Annotated in this window: 15 protein-coding genes; 5 read left to right on the plus strand and 10 right to left on the minus strand. The window is 62.8% G+C overall.

Annotation, left to right across the window (positions count from 1 at the left end):
• Positions 1–35 precede the first annotated feature (35 nt).
• The gene (locus AC1DYW_RS19585; protein ID WP_477227319.1) at positions 36–491 is read left to right on the plus strand and encodes a macro domain-containing protein; all 456 of its coding nucleotides are present in this window, start codon (positions 36–38) and stop codon (positions 489–491) included.
• A 38-nt stretch (positions 492–529) separates the two neighbouring features.
• On the opposite strand, the gene AC1DYW_RS19590 is transcribed toward AC1DYW_RS19585, so the two are convergent.
• From AC1DYW_RS19590 to AC1DYW_RS19605, 4 genes are all read right to left on the minus strand, one after another.
• Complete coding sequence (locus tag AC1DYW_RS19590; protein WP_477227320.1) at positions 530–1,138, minus strand: ABC-type transport auxiliary lipoprotein family protein; 609 nt, start codon at positions 1,136–1,138, stop codon at positions 530–532.
• A 79-nt stretch (positions 1,139–1,217) separates the two neighbouring features.
• Positions 1,218–2,591, minus strand: a complete 1,374-nt coding sequence (locus tag AC1DYW_RS19595; protein WP_477227321.1) for an MlaD family protein — start codon at positions 2,589–2,591, stop codon at positions 1,218–1,220.
• Between the two features lie 14 nt (positions 2,592–2,605).
• Complete coding sequence (locus tag AC1DYW_RS19600; RefSeq protein ID WP_457151843.1) at positions 2,606–3,427, minus strand: ABC transporter ATP-binding protein; 822 nt, start codon at positions 3,425–3,427, stop codon at positions 2,606–2,608.
• Between the two features lies 1 nt (position 3,428).
• Positions 3,429–4,616, minus strand: a complete 1,188-nt coding sequence (locus tag AC1DYW_RS19605; protein ID WP_457151844.1) for an MlaE family ABC transporter permease — start codon at positions 4,614–4,616, stop codon at positions 3,429–3,431.
• Positions 4,617–4,694: 78 nt separating this feature from the next.
• Here AC1DYW_RS19605 and dgcA point away from each other — a divergent pair, with 78 nt between their 5' ends.
• Positions 4,695–5,678, plus strand: a complete 984-nt coding sequence (dgcA, locus tag AC1DYW_RS19610) for an N-acetyl-D-Glu racemase DgcA (RefSeq protein WP_457151845.1) — start codon at positions 4,695–4,697, stop codon at positions 5,676–5,678.
• Here dgcA and AC1DYW_RS19615 read toward each other — a convergent pair.
• Positions 5,649–6,863, minus strand: coding sequence for an MFS transporter (locus AC1DYW_RS19615; protein WP_457151846.1), 1,215 nt, complete (start codon positions 6,861–6,863; stop codon positions 5,649–5,651). The genes dgcA and AC1DYW_RS19615 overlap by 30 nt on opposite strands.
• Before the next feature lie 105 nt (positions 6,864–6,968).
• Positions 6,969–7,784, minus strand: a complete 816-nt coding sequence (locus AC1DYW_RS19620; RefSeq protein WP_477227322.1) for a UDP-2,3-diacylglucosamine diphosphatase — start codon at positions 7,782–7,784, stop codon at positions 6,969–6,971.
• A 120-nt stretch (positions 7,785–7,904) separates the two neighbouring features.
• Between AC1DYW_RS19620 and AC1DYW_RS19625 the strand changes: the two genes are divergently transcribed.
• Positions 7,905–8,684, plus strand: coding sequence for an SDR family oxidoreductase (locus AC1DYW_RS19625; protein WP_457151848.1), 780 nt, complete (start codon positions 7,905–7,907; stop codon positions 8,682–8,684).
• A 175-nt stretch (positions 8,685–8,859) separates the two neighbouring features.
• Positions 8,860–11,184 (plus strand): NADP-dependent malic enzyme, encoded by a 2,325-nt coding sequence (locus AC1DYW_RS19630; RefSeq protein WP_095085105.1) that lies wholly within the window; start codon positions 8,860–8,862, stop codon positions 11,182–11,184.
• Here the strand turns inward: AC1DYW_RS19630 and AC1DYW_RS19635 are convergent, their stop codons facing one another.
• Positions 11,185–11,739 carry a DUF1287 domain-containing protein gene (locus AC1DYW_RS19635; protein WP_477227323.1) on the minus strand — a complete coding sequence of 185 codons (555 nt, stop codon included), beginning with the start codon at positions 11,737–11,739 and terminating at the stop codon, positions 11,185–11,187.
• Between the two features lie 276 nt (positions 11,740–12,015).
• Between AC1DYW_RS19635 and AC1DYW_RS19640 the strand changes: the two genes are divergently transcribed.
• Positions 12,016–13,221 carry a DUF2865 domain-containing protein gene (locus AC1DYW_RS19640; protein ID WP_477227324.1) on the plus strand — a complete coding sequence of 402 codons (1,206 nt, stop codon included), beginning with the start codon at positions 12,016–12,018 and terminating at the stop codon, positions 13,219–13,221.
• On the opposite strand, the gene gltX is transcribed toward AC1DYW_RS19640, so the two are convergent.
• From gltX to AC1DYW_RS19655, 3 genes are all read right to left on the minus strand, one after another.
• Positions 13,139–14,512 carry a glutamate--tRNA ligase gene (gene gltX, locus AC1DYW_RS19645; protein ID WP_477227325.1) on the minus strand — a complete coding sequence of 458 codons (1,374 nt, stop codon included), beginning with the start codon at positions 14,510–14,512 and terminating at the stop codon, positions 13,139–13,141. The genes AC1DYW_RS19640 and gltX overlap by 83 nt on opposite strands.
• A 162-nt stretch (positions 14,513–14,674) precedes the next feature.
• On the minus strand, positions 14,675–15,856 hold the full coding sequence (locus tag AC1DYW_RS19650; protein WP_477227326.1) for a hypothetical protein: 1,182 nt from the start codon (positions 15,854–15,856) through the stop codon (positions 14,675–14,677).
• Positions 15,857–16,119: 263 nt separating this feature from the next.
• The gene (locus tag AC1DYW_RS19655) at positions 16,120–17,925 is read right to left on the minus strand and encodes an ABC transporter ATP-binding protein (protein WP_457153635.1); all 1,806 of its coding nucleotides are present in this window, start codon (positions 17,923–17,925) and stop codon (positions 16,120–16,122) included.
• Between the last annotated feature and the right edge of the window lie 349 nt (positions 17,926–18,274).

Consider the following 18,274-nt stretch of genomic DNA (forward strand, 5'->3'; position numbering starts at 1 on the left):
CTCGCGCTGTGGATTGAGGTCGGGATTTCGTGGCAATGCAGACAGTTCGTGGTGATCTGCTTCAGCTTGCACTCGACGGAAGGTTCGATGCCATCGTGCACGGATGCAACTGCCAGTGCCAAATGGGCAAGGGAATTGCTCTCTCAATAAAGCAGCGATTTCCCGAGGCATACGCCGCGGATTACGCAACACCGAAGGGCAACCCAGCCAAACTGGGAAGCCTGTCTGTTGCTGAGATCAGGCGAGAGGGCCGCACGTTCCATGTCATCAATGGCTACACGCAGTTCCATTGGCAGGGAACAGGCGTGAAGGCAGACTACGAAGCAATCCGGAAAGTCATGCAGTCCGTCAAAGCCAAATTCACAGGCAAGAGGATTGGTTACCCGAAAATTGGCGCCGGGCTGGCTGGAGGTGATTGGGAAACGATAGCCTCAATCATCGAGGACGAACTCGCTGATGAAGATCACACCCTTGTTGAATACGTCGGCTGAACCGTCTCGGCTGACCGGATCATCCCCATTTGACCCGCTCAGATGACCGAATCCGTCCAACGCACGATCTGCTTGGCGGTATCTCCAAACGCGCTGTCGAGCGCCCTGACATAGGCAGGATTGCCGCTGCCTGAAACGGGCGCCGATGCGGTGAAGCTCTTGGAGGCACGCACCTCGCCATTGCGGTCGTTCAATATCCGCACGAACAGGTCGGCCTCGGCGTGCTCGCCGCCGTCGACGCGGACTTCGAAAGACCGGACCTCGACAATCACCTGGTAGTCGATAGCCAGGCCCTCACCCGGCTTGCCGACGCCGGCAAAGCTGCCTGAGCGCTGGAACGTCTCGGCCAGCCGCGCCTGCACGATCAGCGGCAGCCGGTCGGCCCATTGCGCGCCCTTGAGATACTGGATCGAGCGATCCGAGGGCTTGATGACGATGTTCTGGCTGTCCAACGCCTTGAGTGCCGACGGCTGCGCGATCAGGATCTGTCGGCGGCTGTGGCCATGCGCGTCGACCGAAGGCGCCGACAATTCGAACGTGTCGAGCGGCGCAGGCTTGCCGCCCAACACCGCGCAACCCGCTAGTGTCAGGGCAAGCAGTGCCGCAGCCGATGTCAACCCGCCCGTTCTCACCCACACAGACTTCACGCGCGATCCCCGTTGTCCCCGGATCGTAAGATCAACCCGCTTTCGCAGCTCATGTTCTTGAGGCGTGCCGGAGCCGAAGTCAACGCCGCGCCCTGCCATCGAACTGCCGAACCTCGCCATCGCCACCCGAAAGGATGCGCTGCGGATTGCGGCTGAGATCCGTTACGGCCTCCTCGATGCGGCTGATCGAACGGCGGCTGTCCTGCACCAGCGCCTCGACATTCGAAAGCCCTTGGCCGGAGAAGCGTGCCAGATTGTCCGTGATGACGCCCAGGCGGGCATTCAACGTGTCGGCAACCTGCTTGAACGATTTCAGCGTTTCCCTGGCGTCGGCCATCACGCCGTCGGCCTGGCCCGACCCGAGCAAGGTGTCGACCTTGGCGAGGATTCCGTCGACACGCACCGAGGCATCGTTGAGCCGCTGTGCCAGTTGCTTGGCATCCTTGATCGTCTGGTCGATGTCGTCGGCACGATTGGCGAACTTGTCGGTCACCTCAGCGATGTCGGCGGCGGCCTTGTTGGCGTTTTCGCTGGCTTTCTGGATGTTGGCCAGTGCGGAGCGCACTTGCGCCGGATCGATCCCGTCGAGCACACCATCGACCTTGGCCAGCGTGCCTTGCGTCTGCTTGGCGAAATCATTGACGGACCCGACAGCGGTGTCGACATTCTTGATGACGCCGTCGAGCTGCGTCGACGTTTCCTTGAGATTCGCAGTTGCCGTATCGACGTTGGCGACGATGCTCTTGATCTTGTCCTTGTCGACGGCATTGAGCAGGCCTTCGGCCGCTTTCAGCGTGCCGTCGAGCTTGCCAGAAACGCCTTTCAGCTCGTCGGAGAGCGCACTGACGCTGGAGAGGAACTTGTCGATGCCGTCCGAATTCTTGGCCAGCGCATCGGAGAAGGTCTGCGCGTTCTTGACGGTTTGCGTCAGCGGCCCGCGCACATCCTTGGTGAAGCCTTCAAGCTCCGAAAGCACCTTGTCGGCGCGGCTGAAGATGTTCTGTGCCGTCTGCAGCAGGTTGGTCACTGCCGATGGGTTGGCGACGATCTCGGCGACCTTGCCTTCCTTCTCGGCCTGGTCGAGGAGCTTTACTTCCTTGGGGTCAGCGCCCTTGAGTTCGATATTGGCCTGTCCGGTGAGGCCGGCGAGGCCGATATCGGCCTGCGTCGACTTGGTGATCGGTGTCAGGCGATCGATCTCGGTGTCGGCGATGGCGACGGTCGGATTGTCGACATCGATATAGACGCGCCTGACATCACCGACCTTGACGCCGTTGAACAGCACGAAGCTGCCTCGGCCAAGCCCGGAAGCCGAGCCCGGAATACGCACGCGCAGCAACGTGGTCTCGCCCTTGTCGCCGATCGCCGCCGTCCAGTAGACGAAGGCAAACGCCGCCAGGATCGCGGCCAGCGTGAAAATGCCGACAATAACGTAGTTGGCTCTGGTTTCCATTGTCCCACTTATGGCTATGCGCGCGCCGCAAGATCAAGTTGCCGGGCGCGTTTTCCGCGGAAATAGGACTTTACCCACGGCTCCTCGCTCTTCAGCATGTCGTCAATGGTGCCTTCGACCAGCACTCTCTTCTTGCCGAGCACGGCCACGCGATCGCAAGCGGTGAAAAGCGTGTCGAGATCGTGCGTCACCATATAAACGGTCAGATCCATCGTATCGCGCAGCTTGACGACCAGTTCGTCGAACTCCGCCGCGCTGATCGGATCGAGGCCTGATGTCGGCTCGTCGAGGAAGACGATGTCGGGGTCGAGCGCCAGCGCCCGTGCCAACGCCGCCCGCTTGATCATGCCTCCGGAAAGTTCGGACGGAAATTTCTGCGCGGCGTCCGGCGGCAGCCCGACCAGCTCGATCTTTAGCATCGCCAGTTCGTCCATCAGCTTTCGCGGCAGGTCGAGATATTCGCGCATCGGCACCTGGACGTTTTCCAGCACTGTCAGCGCCGAAAAAAGGGCGCCGTGCTGAAACAGCACGCCAAGCCGCATGTCGACGCGCAGACGCTCGACGTCGCTCGCTTTCTCGACATCGACGCCGAACAGCTTGATCGTGCCCGACTGTTTGCGCGTCAGCCCAAGAATGGTGCGCAGCAGAACGGATTTGCCGGCGCCCGAGGCACCGACAAAGCCAAGGATCTCGCCGCGCCGGATATCGAGCGACAGCTTGTCGAGTATGAGCTTGTCGGCGAACGAGACGGTGATGTTGTGCGCGGAAAGCACGATGTCGCCCTCGCCCGTTTCGTCCGCGATCGCGACCGGCTTTTTTCTGCTCAGCAGCGCCATCTCAGAACTCGATCGCTGCGTAGAAGATGGCGAAAAGCCCGTCGAGGATGATGACGACGAAGATCGACTTAACCACCGAGGCGGTCACGTGCTGGCCGAGCGATTCGGCGCTGCCGCCGACCTTCATGCCTTCGACCGAGGCAATCGTGCCGATGATCATGGCCATGAACGGCGCCTTGATCAGGCCGGCGAAAATGGTGCTGAGATCGATGGCGACGCGCAGCCGGTCGATGAAGGCAGCAGGTGCGATATCGGAGTACAGCCAAGCCGCGACGATGCCGCCGCCGAGTGCCGCGAAATTGGCAATGATGGTGAGGCACGGCAAGGCGATGACCAGTGCCACGAGGCGCGGAAAGACCAGCACGCCGATCGGGTTGAGGCCGATGACTTTCAGCGCGTCGACTTCCTCGCGCATCTTCATCGAGCCGATCTCGGCGGTGATCGCGCTTCCGGAGCGGCCGGCGATCATGATCGCGGTCATCAGCACGCCAAGCTCGCGCAGGATCAGCACGCCGACCAGGTCGACGACGAAGATATCGGCGCCGAAGTAGCTGAGCTGATAGGCGCCTTGCTGGGCAACGATGGCACCGACGATCGCCGACATCAGCACCACCACCGGAATGGCGCCGACGCCCATGCGGTCGATCTGGTTGAAGATCGCCGCCGGGTTGACGGCATGGCCACGGCCGAGCTTCATCTGCGCGCCGCGGATGGTGGCGCCGAGGATGTTCATCGAGGCGAGGAAGTCGTCGCGCATCTCGTAGACGCGCCGGCCGACCGCCTCCAGCGCGCGAATGATGATGGTGGGTGGCCGTGCCGGACCGGATTCGGGTTCGCGCCGGACGGCCTCGCCCACCGCATCGAGCAGGATGTTGGCAATCTCGCTCTGGCCTTGCATGCTGATCTTGACGCCCTTCTTCTCGAAGGCACAGACCAGCCGGTCGATCAGCCAGGCGCCGGCGGTATCCATCTTCTCGATGTTGGAAAGATCGAGCGCCAAGGTCTTGAAACCACTTCGCTTCTCGATCTTGCGCATGTCGGCGTCGATCAGCGCGACGGTCCGTGTCGTCCAGATTCCCGAGAAGACGCAGCCTAGAACGCCGTCCTCCTCGCCGATCGCCACGCGCGGTTCGTGGTCAGCCTCCCCCGCGGTCGTGCCGCTTGCGTCGCGCTTGCCGATAGTCAACATGGCGTCCTGTTTAGCCTGACGGAACCAAGCTGTCGATTTGCCGACTCGCCCGTTGTTGCATAGCCGGAGCAGAAAAATATGGCGCGTGTCATTTCGGTTGAGGCAGAACGTTTCCCCATCGCCGGAAGCTTCACCATCTCACGCGGTTCCAAGACCCAAGCCGAGGTCATCACTTGCACGATCAGTGTGGACAGCCACACGGGTCGCGGCGAATGCGTTCCCTACAAGCGCTATGGCGAGACCATGGACGGCGTGGGCGAGGCGATCGAAGCCATGCGCGAGCGGATCGCCGCCGGCATCAGCCGGAACGCCCTGCTTGATGCCATGCCGGCTGGAGCTGCCCGCAACGCCATCGACTGCGCCCTGTGGGATCTGGAAGCAAAGATCAGCGGGATACCGGTGGCTGCTGCCATTGGCGCTGTATCGTTAAGGTCACTTGAAACGGCCTACACGCTGTCGCTGGGTGAACCGGAGGCGATGGCGGCGCAGGCGCGTGCCAATGCGGCGCGGCCGCTGCTCAAGGTGAAGATCGGCGGCGACAACGACGTCGCCCGTATCCGCGCCGTCAGGCAAGCCGCGCCCGACAGCCGCATCATCCTCGACGCCAACGAGGGCTGGACCGACGACAACATCGCCGCGAACCTCGCCTTTGCCGCCGAGCAAGGCATCGCGCTGATCGAACAGCCGCTGCCGGCCGGCAAAGACGAGATCCTGCGCCATATCGCGCACCCCGTACCGATCTGCGCCGATGAGAGCGTGCATGAGGCTGAGAATCTCGTAGCGCTGGTCGGCCTCTACGATGCCGTCAACATCAAGCTCGATAAATCGGGCGGGCTGACAGCGGCTTTGGTGCTGCGCGATCGCGCCCGCGAACTCGGTTTCGGCGTTATGGTCGGCTGCATGGTCGGCACGTCGCTGGCGATGGCGCCGGCGGTATTGCTCGCCCAGGATGCCGATTTCGTCGACCTCGACGGTCCGCTCCTGCTTGCCCGCGACCGTGTGCCCGGCCTTGTCTACCAGGGATCGCTGGTGTCACCGCCTGATACGGCGCTGTGGGGCTGAGCGCGCCGCAAGTCCGATCAGCACCAGACCGATCAAGGCGATCGGGATCATGGCAAAAAAGCCGTCGACGCCGAAGCGGTGGTAAAGCGGGCCGGACGCCAGCGTCACCACCGCCATGAAGAAGCCGTTGGAGAAATAGGCGATGCCTTGCGCAGCACCTGTCCGCTCTTCGGAAACCGTTTCGCCGATCATCTTCTGCAGGCCGATCAGCACCAGCGCCACTGAGACCGAATGCAGCGTCTGGACGCCGAAAAATCCGGCAACGCCGAGGCCGAGCGGCCACACAAGCGGAAAGGCGATCCAGCGCACGATCGCCCCGATACCCGCCATCACCATGATCGAGACGACGGAGAACGAGCTGAAATAGCGGGTGAACATCATGAACATGCAAACTTCCGCGACCACGCCCCATGCCCACAAAAGGCCGACAACCGAATCGCTGAGGCCGATCGATTTCCAGTAGATGGAGACGAAGCCGTACAGGAATGCGTGGCTGGCGGTGATGACGCCGACACCGATCGAAAAATACAGGAAATATGGGTTGAGAAGCTTTGGCGCCACGTGCTGGATGTCGGTCGCCGACAGCGGCGAGGCGCGTCGCGGACGGCCGAGACGCGGCGCCAGCAAGCCGGCAGCAAGGGCCGCGGCAAGTGAAACGAAGATGATCACCGGAACGGCCCCGGAGCCGGTTGCCGACAGGATGAAGCCACCGGCGACATTGGCGAACAAGTAGGAGATCGAGCCCCATTTTCGCATGCTCGTATAGTTCGAGCCAAACCGCCGCACACCCGAAAGTGCCAGCGAGTCGGCGATCGGCGAATGCGGCGTCCAGACGATGGTCAGCGCCAGCGACACCGCCAGCACCATGGCGTAGCTCGGGGTCAGGAAATAACCGGCCGATAGCAGCAGTGACGCCGCCACCAGCGCGACATAGATATCGGCGCGGTCCCTGGCCCTGTCGGCAAGTGCGGTCAGCAACGGCGTCGTCACCACGCGCAGGAACATCGGCGCCGCCAGAATGGCGGCGATCTGCTCGGGATGAAAACCCTCGGCCTGCAGCCACAGCGGGAAATAGGGCACATGCGTTCCGAGCGGCACGAACAGCGTCGCGAAGATCAGGCTCATGCGCAGTTCAAAATGGCGCGGCTTGACGAGTTGTTCAGGCGAAAGCGGCGGCAGCGACATGAATCGATCCAATAACGCTGCACTCGACCGGACGGCAACGTGTATCGATCCCTTAACATGGGCGAAAACCGGGCGAAACCGGTTGGCCTAATCGATTGATCCGCGTCAGGCCGCCTGCCCGACCCGGTCTTCGAGGAGCAACGGGATAAACGGTTCGTCCGGCGCCTCGGGCAGCACCTGCGCCCAGGTCAGGATTTCCATCCGGCCATCGAAATGCTCGACCACCGCCGTGCAGCTTTCCACCCAGTCGCCGGTGTTGATGTATTGGACATCGCCAAAACTCTCGATGGCGGCGTGATGGATATGGCCGCAGATGATGCCGTCGACATGCGAGCGGCGCGCCTCTTCCGCAAGCATGGTCTGGAACGAGCCGATGAAATTCACCGCCTTCTTGACGTTGACCTTGGCCCAGGACGAGAACGACCAGTACGGCAGGCCAAGCAGTTGGCGCAGTCGCGTCACCACGCGGTTGACCAGCATGGCCGCGTCATAGGCGTGATCGCCGAGATAGGCGAGCCAGCGCGCATTGTGGACGACGGTGTCGAACTGGTCGCCATGGATGACGAGCAGCCGCTTGCCGTCGGCGGTCTCGTGGATGGCGCGGTCGGCGACCACGATGCCGCCGAAATGCACGCCCTGGAACTGGCGCGCGAACTCGTCGTGATTGCCGGCGATGTAGGTGATGTTGGCGCCCTTGCGCGCCTTGCGCAGCAATTTCTGCACGACATCATTGTGGCTTTGCGGCCAGTGCCAGCTCCGTCGCAGCCGCCAGCCATCGACGATATCGCCGACCAGATAGATGATGTCGGCGTCGTGATACCTAAGGAAATCGATCAGGAATTCGGCCTTGGCCGCCTTCGAGCCGAGATGAACGTCGGAAATGAACATGCTGCGGAAAGTGCGGGGCTCTTGGCCTGACATCGCGATTTCACCCTTGCTTTCGCGCAGGCTATGCCCCGATTCATGCAACAACCGTATGACGGTTGCGATTGGTCCAGCCGAAGGACTAGCTTGCCGCCGGCTCACAAGGAGAAAATCATCATGGATCTCGGCATTCGCGGAAAGAAAGCCATTGTCTGCGCTTCCAGCAAGGGGCTTGGGCGTGGCTGCGCCATGGCGCTGGCAGAAGCCGGCTGCGACATCGTCGTCAACGGCCGCAATGCGGAGCTGGTGGCCAAGACCGCAGCCGAGCTGCGCGAGCGCTATGGCGTGACGGTGACCGAAGTCGTCGGCGACGTCTCGAAGCCGGAGGTGCAGAAGGCGTTGCTCGCCGCGTGCCCCGAACCCGATATCCTCGTCAACAACAATGGCGGCCCGCCACTGCGTGATTTCCGTGAGCTCGATCGGGCGAAGATCCTTGAAGGCGTCACCCAGAACATGGTGACGCCGGTCGAGTTGGTGCAGGCCGTCATCGACGGCATGGCAGCGCGCGGCTTTGGCCGCATCGTCAACATCACCTCGCTGTCGGTCTACGTCCCCATCCCCGGCCTCGACCTGTCGTCGGGCGCGCGCGCCGGCCTGACCTCGTTCCTTGCCGGCGTGGCGCGAACGGTGATCGACCGCAACGTGACCATCAACAACATGCTGCCGGGCAAACTCGACACCGACCGGCTGCGTGGCCCGCATGACGCCGGCACACCAGAGGATCCAGCGGCGGCCGCCGCGCGCAAGACCCGCATCAGCGCCGATGTTCCGGCCAAGCGGCTCGGCACGCCGGAGGAATTCGGCCAGATCTGCGCCTTCCTGTGCTCGGTCCATGCCGGTTATCTGACCGGTCAGAACATACCGGTCGACGGCGGCCTCTATGTCAGCGCCTTTTGATCGACGCGCCTGTACGCAGCAAGACTCATATGCGACGAAATCGGCGTAAACATCTGATATAATGGTGTTTTAGACGCGCTGCCGGGTAAAGCTGCCGGCGCGTCATTTAGCGTCGCGACAAACCTTGGCCGCATGCTAAAAGGACTCTCCAGGGAGATTTCGAGGGAGCGGCCGCATGGAAGGCGAGACCAAGAAGACGGCACGTTCGGACCTCGACGAAGCCGCCCTCTACTTCCACAAGCACCCAAGGCCGGGAAAGCTGGAAATCCAGGCGACCAAGCCGCTCGGCAACCAGCGCGACCTTGCGCTCGCCTATTCTCCAGGCGTCGCCGCCCCTTGCCTGGAAATCCGCGACGATCCGGCGACCGCCGCTGACTATACGGCGCGCGCCAATCTGGTCGGCGTCGTCTCCAACGGATCGGCCGTGCTCGGCCTCGGCAATATCGGCCCGCTCGCCTCCAAGCCGGTGATGGAAGGCAAGGCTGTCCTGTTCAAGAAATTCGCCGGCATCGACGTCTTCGACATCGAGATCGACGCGCCGGGCATTGAGCGCATGGTCGAGACAATCTCGGCGCTGGAACCGACCTTCGGCGGCATCAACCTCGAGGACATCAAGGCGCCCGAATGCTTCGAAGTGGAAGAGCAGCTGAAGGCCCGCATGGGCATTCCGGTCTTCCATGACGACCAGCACGGCACAGCCATCATCGTCGCCGCCGCCGTACTCAACGGGCTGGAATTTGCCGGCAAGACCATCTCCGACATCAAGATCGTCACGTCGGGCGCAGGTGCGGCCGCCCTTGCCTGCCTCAATCTGTTGGTCTCGCTTGGCGCACGGGTGGAAAACATCTGGGTCACTGACCGTTTCGGCGTCGCCTACAAGGGCCGCGTCGACGAGATGGACCGCTGGAAAGACCCCTATGTGAAGGACACCGACGCGCGCACGCTGGCTGACGTGATCCCCGGCGCCGACGTCTTCCTCGGTCTGTCGGCCGCAGGTGTGCTGAAGCCGGAACTGCTGCAGCACATGGCGCCGAAACCGCTGATCCTGGCGCTGGCCAACCCCAATCCGGAGATCATGCCGGAGGCGGCGCGCGCCGCCCGTCCCGATGCGATGATCTGCACCGGCAGGTCGGATTTTCCCAATCAGGTCAACAACGTCCTGTGTTTTCCCTACATTTTTCGCGGTGCGCTCGACTGCGGCGCCAGCGCCATCAACGAGGAGATGAAGATGGCGGCGGTCCGGGCGATTGCGGCGCTAGCCCGCGAGGAACCGTCCGATGTCGCGGCCCGCGCCTATTCCGGTGAGACGCCAATCTTCGGGCCAGACTTCCTGATCCCCTCGCCCTTCGATCCGCGCCTGATCCTGCGCATAGCCCCGGCCGTCGCCAAGGCAGCCTGCGACACTGGCGTCGCGACAAGGCCGATCACCGATTTCGCAGCCTATATCGACAAGCTCAACCGCTTCGTCTTCCGCTCCGGACTGGTGATGAAGCCGGTGTTCTCGTCCGCCAAGGCATCGACCGCCAAGCGCGTCATCTATGCCGATGGCGAGGACGAGCGCGTGCTGCGCGCCGCCCAGGTGGTGCTCGAGGAAGGCATCGCCGAACCGATCCTGATCGGCCGCCCGCACGTCATCGAAGTGCGCCTGAAACGCTATGGCCTGCGAATCAAGCCCGGTGTCGACTTCGGCCTGATCAATCCGGAGGACGATCCGCGCTATCGCAACTATGTCGACCTCTTGATCGAGCTCGCCGGCCGGCGCGGCGTGACGACGGAAGCCGCCCGCACGATGGTGCGTACCGACAACACGGTGATCGCCGCACTGGCGCTGAAGCGTGGCGATGCCGATGCCATGGTCTGCGGCCTCGAAGGACGCTTCGAGCGGCACCTGCGCAACGTCACCCTGATCATCGGCCCCCGCCTCGGCATCAAGGATCACGACCTGTCGACGCTTTCGATGCTGATCTCGCAGCGCGGCATCATCTTCCTGACCGACACGCATGTCTCGGTCGACCCGACCGCCGAGGAAATCGCCGAGATGACCGTGCTGGCGGCGGAAGAAATCCAGCGCTTCGGCATCGAGCCGAAGGCAGCGCTCCTGTCGCATTCGGATTTCGGCTCGCGCGATTCGCCGAGCGCGCTCAAGATGCGGCAAGCGGCGGCGATCCTGGCGCGCATCGCGCCCGAACTGGAGTGCGACGGCGAGATGCACGCGGACACGGCTTTGTCCGAGCATCTGCGCCAGCGCGTTTATCCTCATTCCAGGCTGAAGGGCGAAGCCAATCTGCTGGTGTTCCCCAACCTCGATTCGGCCAACATCACGCTGTCCGCGCTCAGGACCATGATGGACGCGCTGCATGTCGGGCCGATCCTGCTCGGCACCGACATGCCGGCGCATATATTGACGCCGTCGGTCACCTCGCGCGGCGTCGTCAACATGACAGCGCTTGCCGTGGTCGAAGCCGCTCACAAGGCACAGGCGGTCGTCAATCTAGGCTGATCAGGCCGGCGCAAAGCGGAAATGCCCGGTCTGATTAAAGGCGAACAACGTGTCGTCCTCGTGGGCACCTTGGCCGATATTGTGGATGACCAGCGCCCTTTCCGGCACTTCCGTCGAACGATTTGATGAGACGATGGCGATATGCGGCAGGTTGCCGGGCAGCATCTGAGTAACGAGGTCGCCCGGTTGAAAGTCGACGGGATCCTGGCTGACCGGCATGGAAACACCACGCCGTCCAAAAAAGACGGCAAGGTTCTGCACCCGGCGATGGTCGATGTTGCGGTCGGGCGCTTTCAGGCCCCAAATCTTCGGATAGGCCGCGAAATCAGCCAACATATCCTCATGCACCAACCTTTGGAGATCGAGCTCGAAGGCGCGGCGATAGGCGCGAACCACGACATCGGTACACACACCCCGCTCCGGCGCGACATCGCCACCCGGATAGGTCAAGCGCATATAGGTTGGGTCATAGAGGATGGTGACACCGATCTGCTCACGCGCGGCGTCGACCAATCGACTGCGCCAGTCCGGCGCATCGGGCTCCTCCTGCGCCATGGCAGCGGGGCGGCGCCAGGCACAAGAGAGCGAGTTGTAGCGCGGTTCGACGGGTAATCGCGGTCATGCCAAGCCTCCGGGTCGCGCTGGATTCGGGCATTTTTTCTGGGCGAATACGCCTTTTTCATGCGGCGTCGGAATCTCACGGCAGAGACTGAACCCGAACATCCGCGACGGCGTGTCTCTGGGCTAAGACCATCTTTGGTTGTAGATTGAGGGAACGATTAACCGCGAATCCGGTAGCATCGCGCAGGCAAGCAGGCGGGGTTTTCGGACATGACGGGCGAAAGGTTGAAGCTGACGCATGTTGCTGCGCTGCTTGGCGCGCTCGTGCTTTCAGCCATCGCGGTCACCGAGCCGCAGGCCGCCTCGCGCGTCTGCCGCCAGTTGGAAGCCGATCTTGCCGCTGCCTCGCGCGGCGGCGGTGGTGGCCCGGCATTGATCCGCAAATACGACGCGGCAATCGAAAGGCAGCGCGAACAGATCTCCAGGGCCCGCAGCAAATCCAGCAGCGCCGGTTGCGGCTTTTCGCTGTTCAGCCGCAATGTCAGAGAATGCGCCGGGCTCAACGCCACCATCGATCGTATGAATGCCAATCTCGATAGCCTGCAGGCCAAGCGCGCCAAGCTCGCCAGCGGCGGCTCGCGCCGCGACCGTGGCCGCATCCTGGCGGCGCTCGAGGCCAAGGGCTGCCGCGACGACACTTTTGTACCGCGGAACGCTCCGCTGCAGCAGGCGAACCGCGAAGACGGCAACGCAAACCTGTTCGAACAGCTTTTCGGCGGCAACAGCCAGCAGCTCGATGCGCTCGATGAGCCTGACGTTCCGGGCGAGGAGCCCGATGTCAGCAGGGTGCTCAACCGGCCCGGCGTACCGGATTTTTCGAGCGTCGGCGGCGGCGAGTTCCACACCACATGCGTGCGCACCTGCGACGGCTATTTCTTCCCGATGTCGAATTCGGCTTCGACGAGCGATTTCGAGCGCGACCAGAAGAATTGCGAATCAAGCTGCCCTGGCACAGAGATGCAGGTTTTCTATTCGCGCGGCATGGATGACGATTCGGCTGAGATGACGTCATCGGTCACCGGCCGGCCCTACAGCGAATTGCCGACCGCCTATCTCTACAAGCAGTCCAACATGCCGCTGCCGCCGGCTTGCGGCTGCAACGCCGCGCGGAATTTCCAGGTCATCGCCGGCAACCCGCCGAATCCTGAGCAGTCCCAGCCCGAAACGGACGCGACACCGTCCATTCCGGTTCCGGCTACCAAGCCCGATCCGGGTACCGATCCGGAAACCCTGGCCAATGTGGAGGGCGGACTCGACCGCGAGGCGATCAAGCGACTTTCCGCCAAGCCGGTGACGTCGCCGGTGTCAGCCTTGCCACCGGACCAACGCAAGGTCAGGGTCGTCGGGCCAACGTTCCTTCCCGACCCATCAGCGGCAATAAATCTGCAAGCTCCGGCCCCGAAGGCAGTCCGGTAAGCGCGAGCCTCAGCGGCATGAACAGCGCCTTGCCCTTGCGGCCGGTTGCTTCCCTGATCTTGCCCGTCCACTCTTTCCAGACCGTCCCGTTCCAGGGTTCCTCCGGCAGCAGGTCGAACGCTTGACCCAGGAAATCGCGGTCGTCGTCGGAAAATTCCGGCCTCTCCTGCGGGCCCTCGCGCAAGGTGCGCCACCAGCTTGTCGCATCGGCCAGCCTGTCGAGATTGCCGCGCACCGCAAGCCAGAACGGCTCGGCCTGGTCACCCGAGACGCCGAGCACGATCAGCCGGTCTTGCGCCTCGGAGAACGGCATATGGTGCAACAGCGCCCGGTTGAGCACGAAGAGCTCGTCAGGATCGAACATGGCCGCGGATTTCGATGTCGCCGCCGGATCGAAGCGTTCGGCGAGTTCGGCCATCGTTGGCACAGCCGCGACATTCTCCGAGGTGCCGACCAGCACGGCGAGCGAAGCGACGGCCATCGGCTCGATGCCGTCCGCGCGCAGGCTTTCGATGGAGAGCGCGCCGGAGCGTTTCGACAACCCCTCGCCCGATGCCGTGGTCAAGAGGTTGTGGTGGCCGAACACCGGCGGTTCTGCAGCCAGCGCCTGGAACAGGGCGATCTGCACGCCGGTGTTGGTGACGTGGTCGTCACCACGGATGACATGACTGACGCCCATCTCGATGTCGTCGACCACCGAAGGCAGGGTATAGAGATAGGTGCCGTCCTCGCGCACCAGAACCGGGTCCGAAAGCGAGGCAAGATCGACGGTTTCCTCGCCACGCACCAGATCGTTCCAGTGAATTTCGGTACGTTCGGGTTGCAGTGGATCGCCTGAGAAATTGGGCAACAGGAAGCGCCAGTGCGGGCGGCGCCCATCGGCCTGGTATTCGGCGATCTGCTCCGGCGAAAGCGCCAGCGCCTCGCGGCCATAGACTGGCGGCAGGCCACGCGTGCGGCGCACCTTGCGCCTGAGGTCGAGCTCCTCCGGAGTCTCGTAGCAGGCGTAGAGAACGCCGGCCGCCTTCAGCCTTTCGACCGCCGCGTCATAGACCTCGAAACGCCGCGATTGGTATTCGGTGGCATCCGGGAAAATGCCCAGCCAATGCAAATCGTAGAGGATGGCGTCTGAGAATTCCTGCTTCGAGCGGGCAATGTCGGTGTCGTCGAAACGCTGGATAAAGCGGCCCTTGTTGTTCATGGCAAACAGCCAGTTGAACAGGGCGGTGCGCGCATTGCCGATATGAATGCGGCCGGTTGGCGACGGGGCGAAACGAACGGTAACTGTCATGAGCGGGGCGTACCGGATGCTTTTGTGATTGACAAGACGCGCCCCCGCGCGGTGCGGCAGACATAGAACAGGACGCGCGCAATGAAAAGACCGGGGCGGCGTGCGCCTCAGGCGGCGTATAGACATGCGTGCTTGCGCCGACGAACAAGTCGTCGAAGGCGATCAGCGGCCGAAGTCATCGGAACTGAGGCGGGTCCAGCGGTCGCCCATCAACCCACCGATAAAGATGTCGCCGGAGCGGACCGCTTCCGTGACCTCAGCCATCCGCGAGCGAACCATCGTCCCCCCGGCATAGCGGAAGAAGACATTCTTGTAGCCGAAGAGTTGGGGCATGAATCTGCCCTGCGTCTGCCCGGTGATGCCCGCGCAGCCCATATCCCACGCGGCCGCGATAAGGCCATCCAGCGTCGCGCCCCAGTGGGATCCTGAAGCCTGGATTTGCAGCAGGTTCGCGATGCCGCCGGCTTGACCGTAGAAGGCGTAGCAACCGAGCATCTTGCCCGTTTCGTCGTAAGTCCCGCCGAAATGAAGTGGCCCATCGGCCCGCTTCTCGGCCGCCAGCGCGAGCAGCCGTGTCAGCTCGCCATCCTTCCAACTCGGCCGAAGCGAGTAATCGGACAGGAGGGTCGGCAGCCGCTCGGCAAATTGCGCTGCATCGATCGGCTCACGGTGGACACGATGCGACGACGAAAGCGGGACCGGGTGCTCGAACCTTCCTTTAGCGAGAACATCGAATGCTCTCGCGCAGGGATCGGTCGCCAAGCGAGGCAGGCCAGGCCATTTGCGGTGCAGTGCGGCGGCGGCCATAGCCGCCGGCCGGAAAACACAGGTCCATCCCAGACAATGAACCGGCAGGAGCTGATACTTCATCGGGCGCGCGAAGGCCAAGGATGTCCGGTTGGCCGAATCGGTCAGCTGCACATCGAATTTTCCTTGATTCAAGGCACGCAGCAATTGCGGTCCTGCCGAGCCGTGATCGGTGCCGGGGTCGGACATGAGCGGACCGATGATTGCCGCATTCAATGCCGTTCCGTTGAGCTCGTAGCGGGCTTTCAGGACGCCGAGGAACCCACCTAGACGTCCTTGCGGGTTGATCTGGACCAGAGCGTTGCTCTCACCGGGCTGGCCGGCAGGATCAAGATAAATCTCTCTCATATACTCGGCCGTCTCCGCGATCGCGCGATCGAGGAGGTGACGCCGCCGCTGGCGAAACTTCGCCAGGAAGAGTGCGGCGACGCTCTCAAGATCTTCGGCAGCGAGCGGCCGAACCGAGCCGTGCCGAGTTTCCAGCACCGACGGCGCAGCCACCTTTTCCGAACCGGCATTTGCGGAAACAAGATGCATCTTGAAGCCTATCTGCCGCAGAGCGAAATCCTGGGCAGGTTAGTCGGATTCCAGGATATGCATAGACCGTCTCTGGGTTGCCTAGAGAAGGCTTATACCAACCAGTAGTAGAAACAACGTAAACAAGACGTCTCAAAACTCAGGATCTGGAACGCCCTGGATATGGTTCGCGTCACTCCAACCGACTGACGAAAGCCCGCTCTATTGCAACCGCGATGGAGCCCGAGAGGTGGCCTCCGGCCGGAGCCGGAGGCCACTTCAGATCAGATGACCAGTCCCTTGGTCAGTTCGAGCGCCTGACGCTCGAACAGTCGGCGGTAGATGCCGCCCTTCAGCCGGATCAGCTCGTCATGCGAGCCTTCCTCGACGATCTTGCCGCGATCGAAGACCAGGAGCCTGTCCAGCGCCCGCACCGTCGAAAGCCGGTGCGCGATGACCAGCGTAGTGCGCCCGACCATCAGCCGTTCCATCGCCTGCTGGATCAGGACCTCCGATTCAGAATCGAGGCTCGATGTCGCCTCGTCCAGGATCAGGATGCGCGCATCGGCAAGGAAAGCGCGCGCGATTGCCACGCGCTGACGCTCGCCGCCCGACAGTTTCACACCGCGTTCGCCGACCAGCGTGCCGTAGCCCTTCGGCAGGTTGGCGATGAAGTCATGCGCACTCGCCAGCCGCGCCGCGTGCTCGATCTCATCCTGCGTCGCCGTCGGCCGGGCATAGGCAATGTTCTCGGCCAGCGACCGGTGGAACAGGATCGGCTCCTGCTGGACGATGGCGATCTGCCCGCGCAGCGACGCTTGCGCCAACTGCGCGATGTCCTGGCCGTCGACCAGGATTCTTCCCGCATTGACGTCATAGAGCCGCTGGATCAGCTTGACGAAAGTCGTCTTGCCCGAACCCGAATGGCCGACGAGGCCGACACGTTCACCCGGCGCGATATCGACCGAAAAGTCGCGATAAAGGGGCGATCGGTGATTGCCGTAATGAAAGGTGACGTTGTCGAAGCGGATAGCCCCCTGCGTGATCCGGATCGGCTTGGCGCCGGGCCGGTCCTCGATGCCGAGCGGTTCGGACTGGAACTCGACCAGCTCCTCCATGTCGTTGATCGAACGCTGCAGGTTGCGGATATGGGTGCCGATATCTCTGAGATATCCCTGCAGCACGAAGAACGACGTCAGCATGAAGGCAACGTCACCGGCGCTCGCTTGCCCCCACGACCACAGCATCAACGCCAGGCCGATCACCGCGGCTCTCATGACCAGCAACAGCGCCCCTTGCGTGGTGCCGTTGATGGTGCCGCGTACCCAGGTCCGCCGCGTGCGCGCACGCCATTTGGCGACGACCCTGGCGAGGCGTCGCTCTTCGCGCTCCTCGGCGCCAAATCCCTTGACCACGGCGTTGCAGCTCACCGCGTCGGCCAGCGAGCCGCCGAGGCGCGTGTCCCAGGTGTTGGCGAGCCGCGCAGCCGGTGCGACATAGCCGAGCGACAACATCGCCGTCACCGCGATGAACAGCACCGATCCGGCGGCAACGACCACGCCCATCAGCGGCCAAAACCAGCCGAGCAGCAGCGTCGAGCCAATCAGCATGGCGACGGACGGCAGCAGCGCGATGAGGATCGTGTCGTTGAGCAGGTCGAGCGCCCACATGCCGCGCGTCACCTTGCGCACGGTCGAGCCGGCAAAGCTGTTGGCATGCCAGTCGGTGGAAAAGCGCTGGACGCGATGGAAGGTGTCAGCGGCGATATCGGCCATCATCTTCAGCGTCAGCTCGACGATCGCCATGAAGGCAAGGTTGCGCAGCACGACGCCGGTCAACGCCAGCGCCATCAGCATCGAGAACGCGGTCATCGCGGCATTCCAGGCAATGGCATCGGCGCCGGCGCTGCTGGCGACGGCGTCGACCAGCCGGCCTGAATAAAGCGGCGTCAAAACGTCGGCCAGCGTCGACAACAGGAAGCCGCCCATGATGAGCGAAAGCCGCCACGGCTGACGCCGCCAATGGGTGAGCGTGAAACCAAGAACGCTGCGAAAGGCGCTCGCGCGCAAATCGATTCTGAAACGAGCCATGATGTCATTCGGGCGCAAACGAGCCCGATCCCAGTAAGGTCGAAAATTGAAGAAGCCGCGCAAGGGGCTAGCGATTGCCCAGAATGCGGAGCGGCATATTTGGCGTCTCGCCCGTAATCGGGCGGCGACCGGCATCGGCATAAGCCTGCGCTCAATCCGGCATCAGCGCGAGGGCAAACCCTCGCTGAGCGCCGGATGAGACCTAGGCTTCGCGGCCTCGCATTACCATTTGAAATACAGCCATTCGGACCTCCCGCAAATGAATCGCGGAACGGTCCTTATAAAGACGCCCCGATGCATCGCCAAGATCGGCTCATGTCGAAAGTCTATCTGGTCCAAGCACTGAGGT

The organism is Mesorhizobium sp. P2_D5, assembly GCF_056404355.1.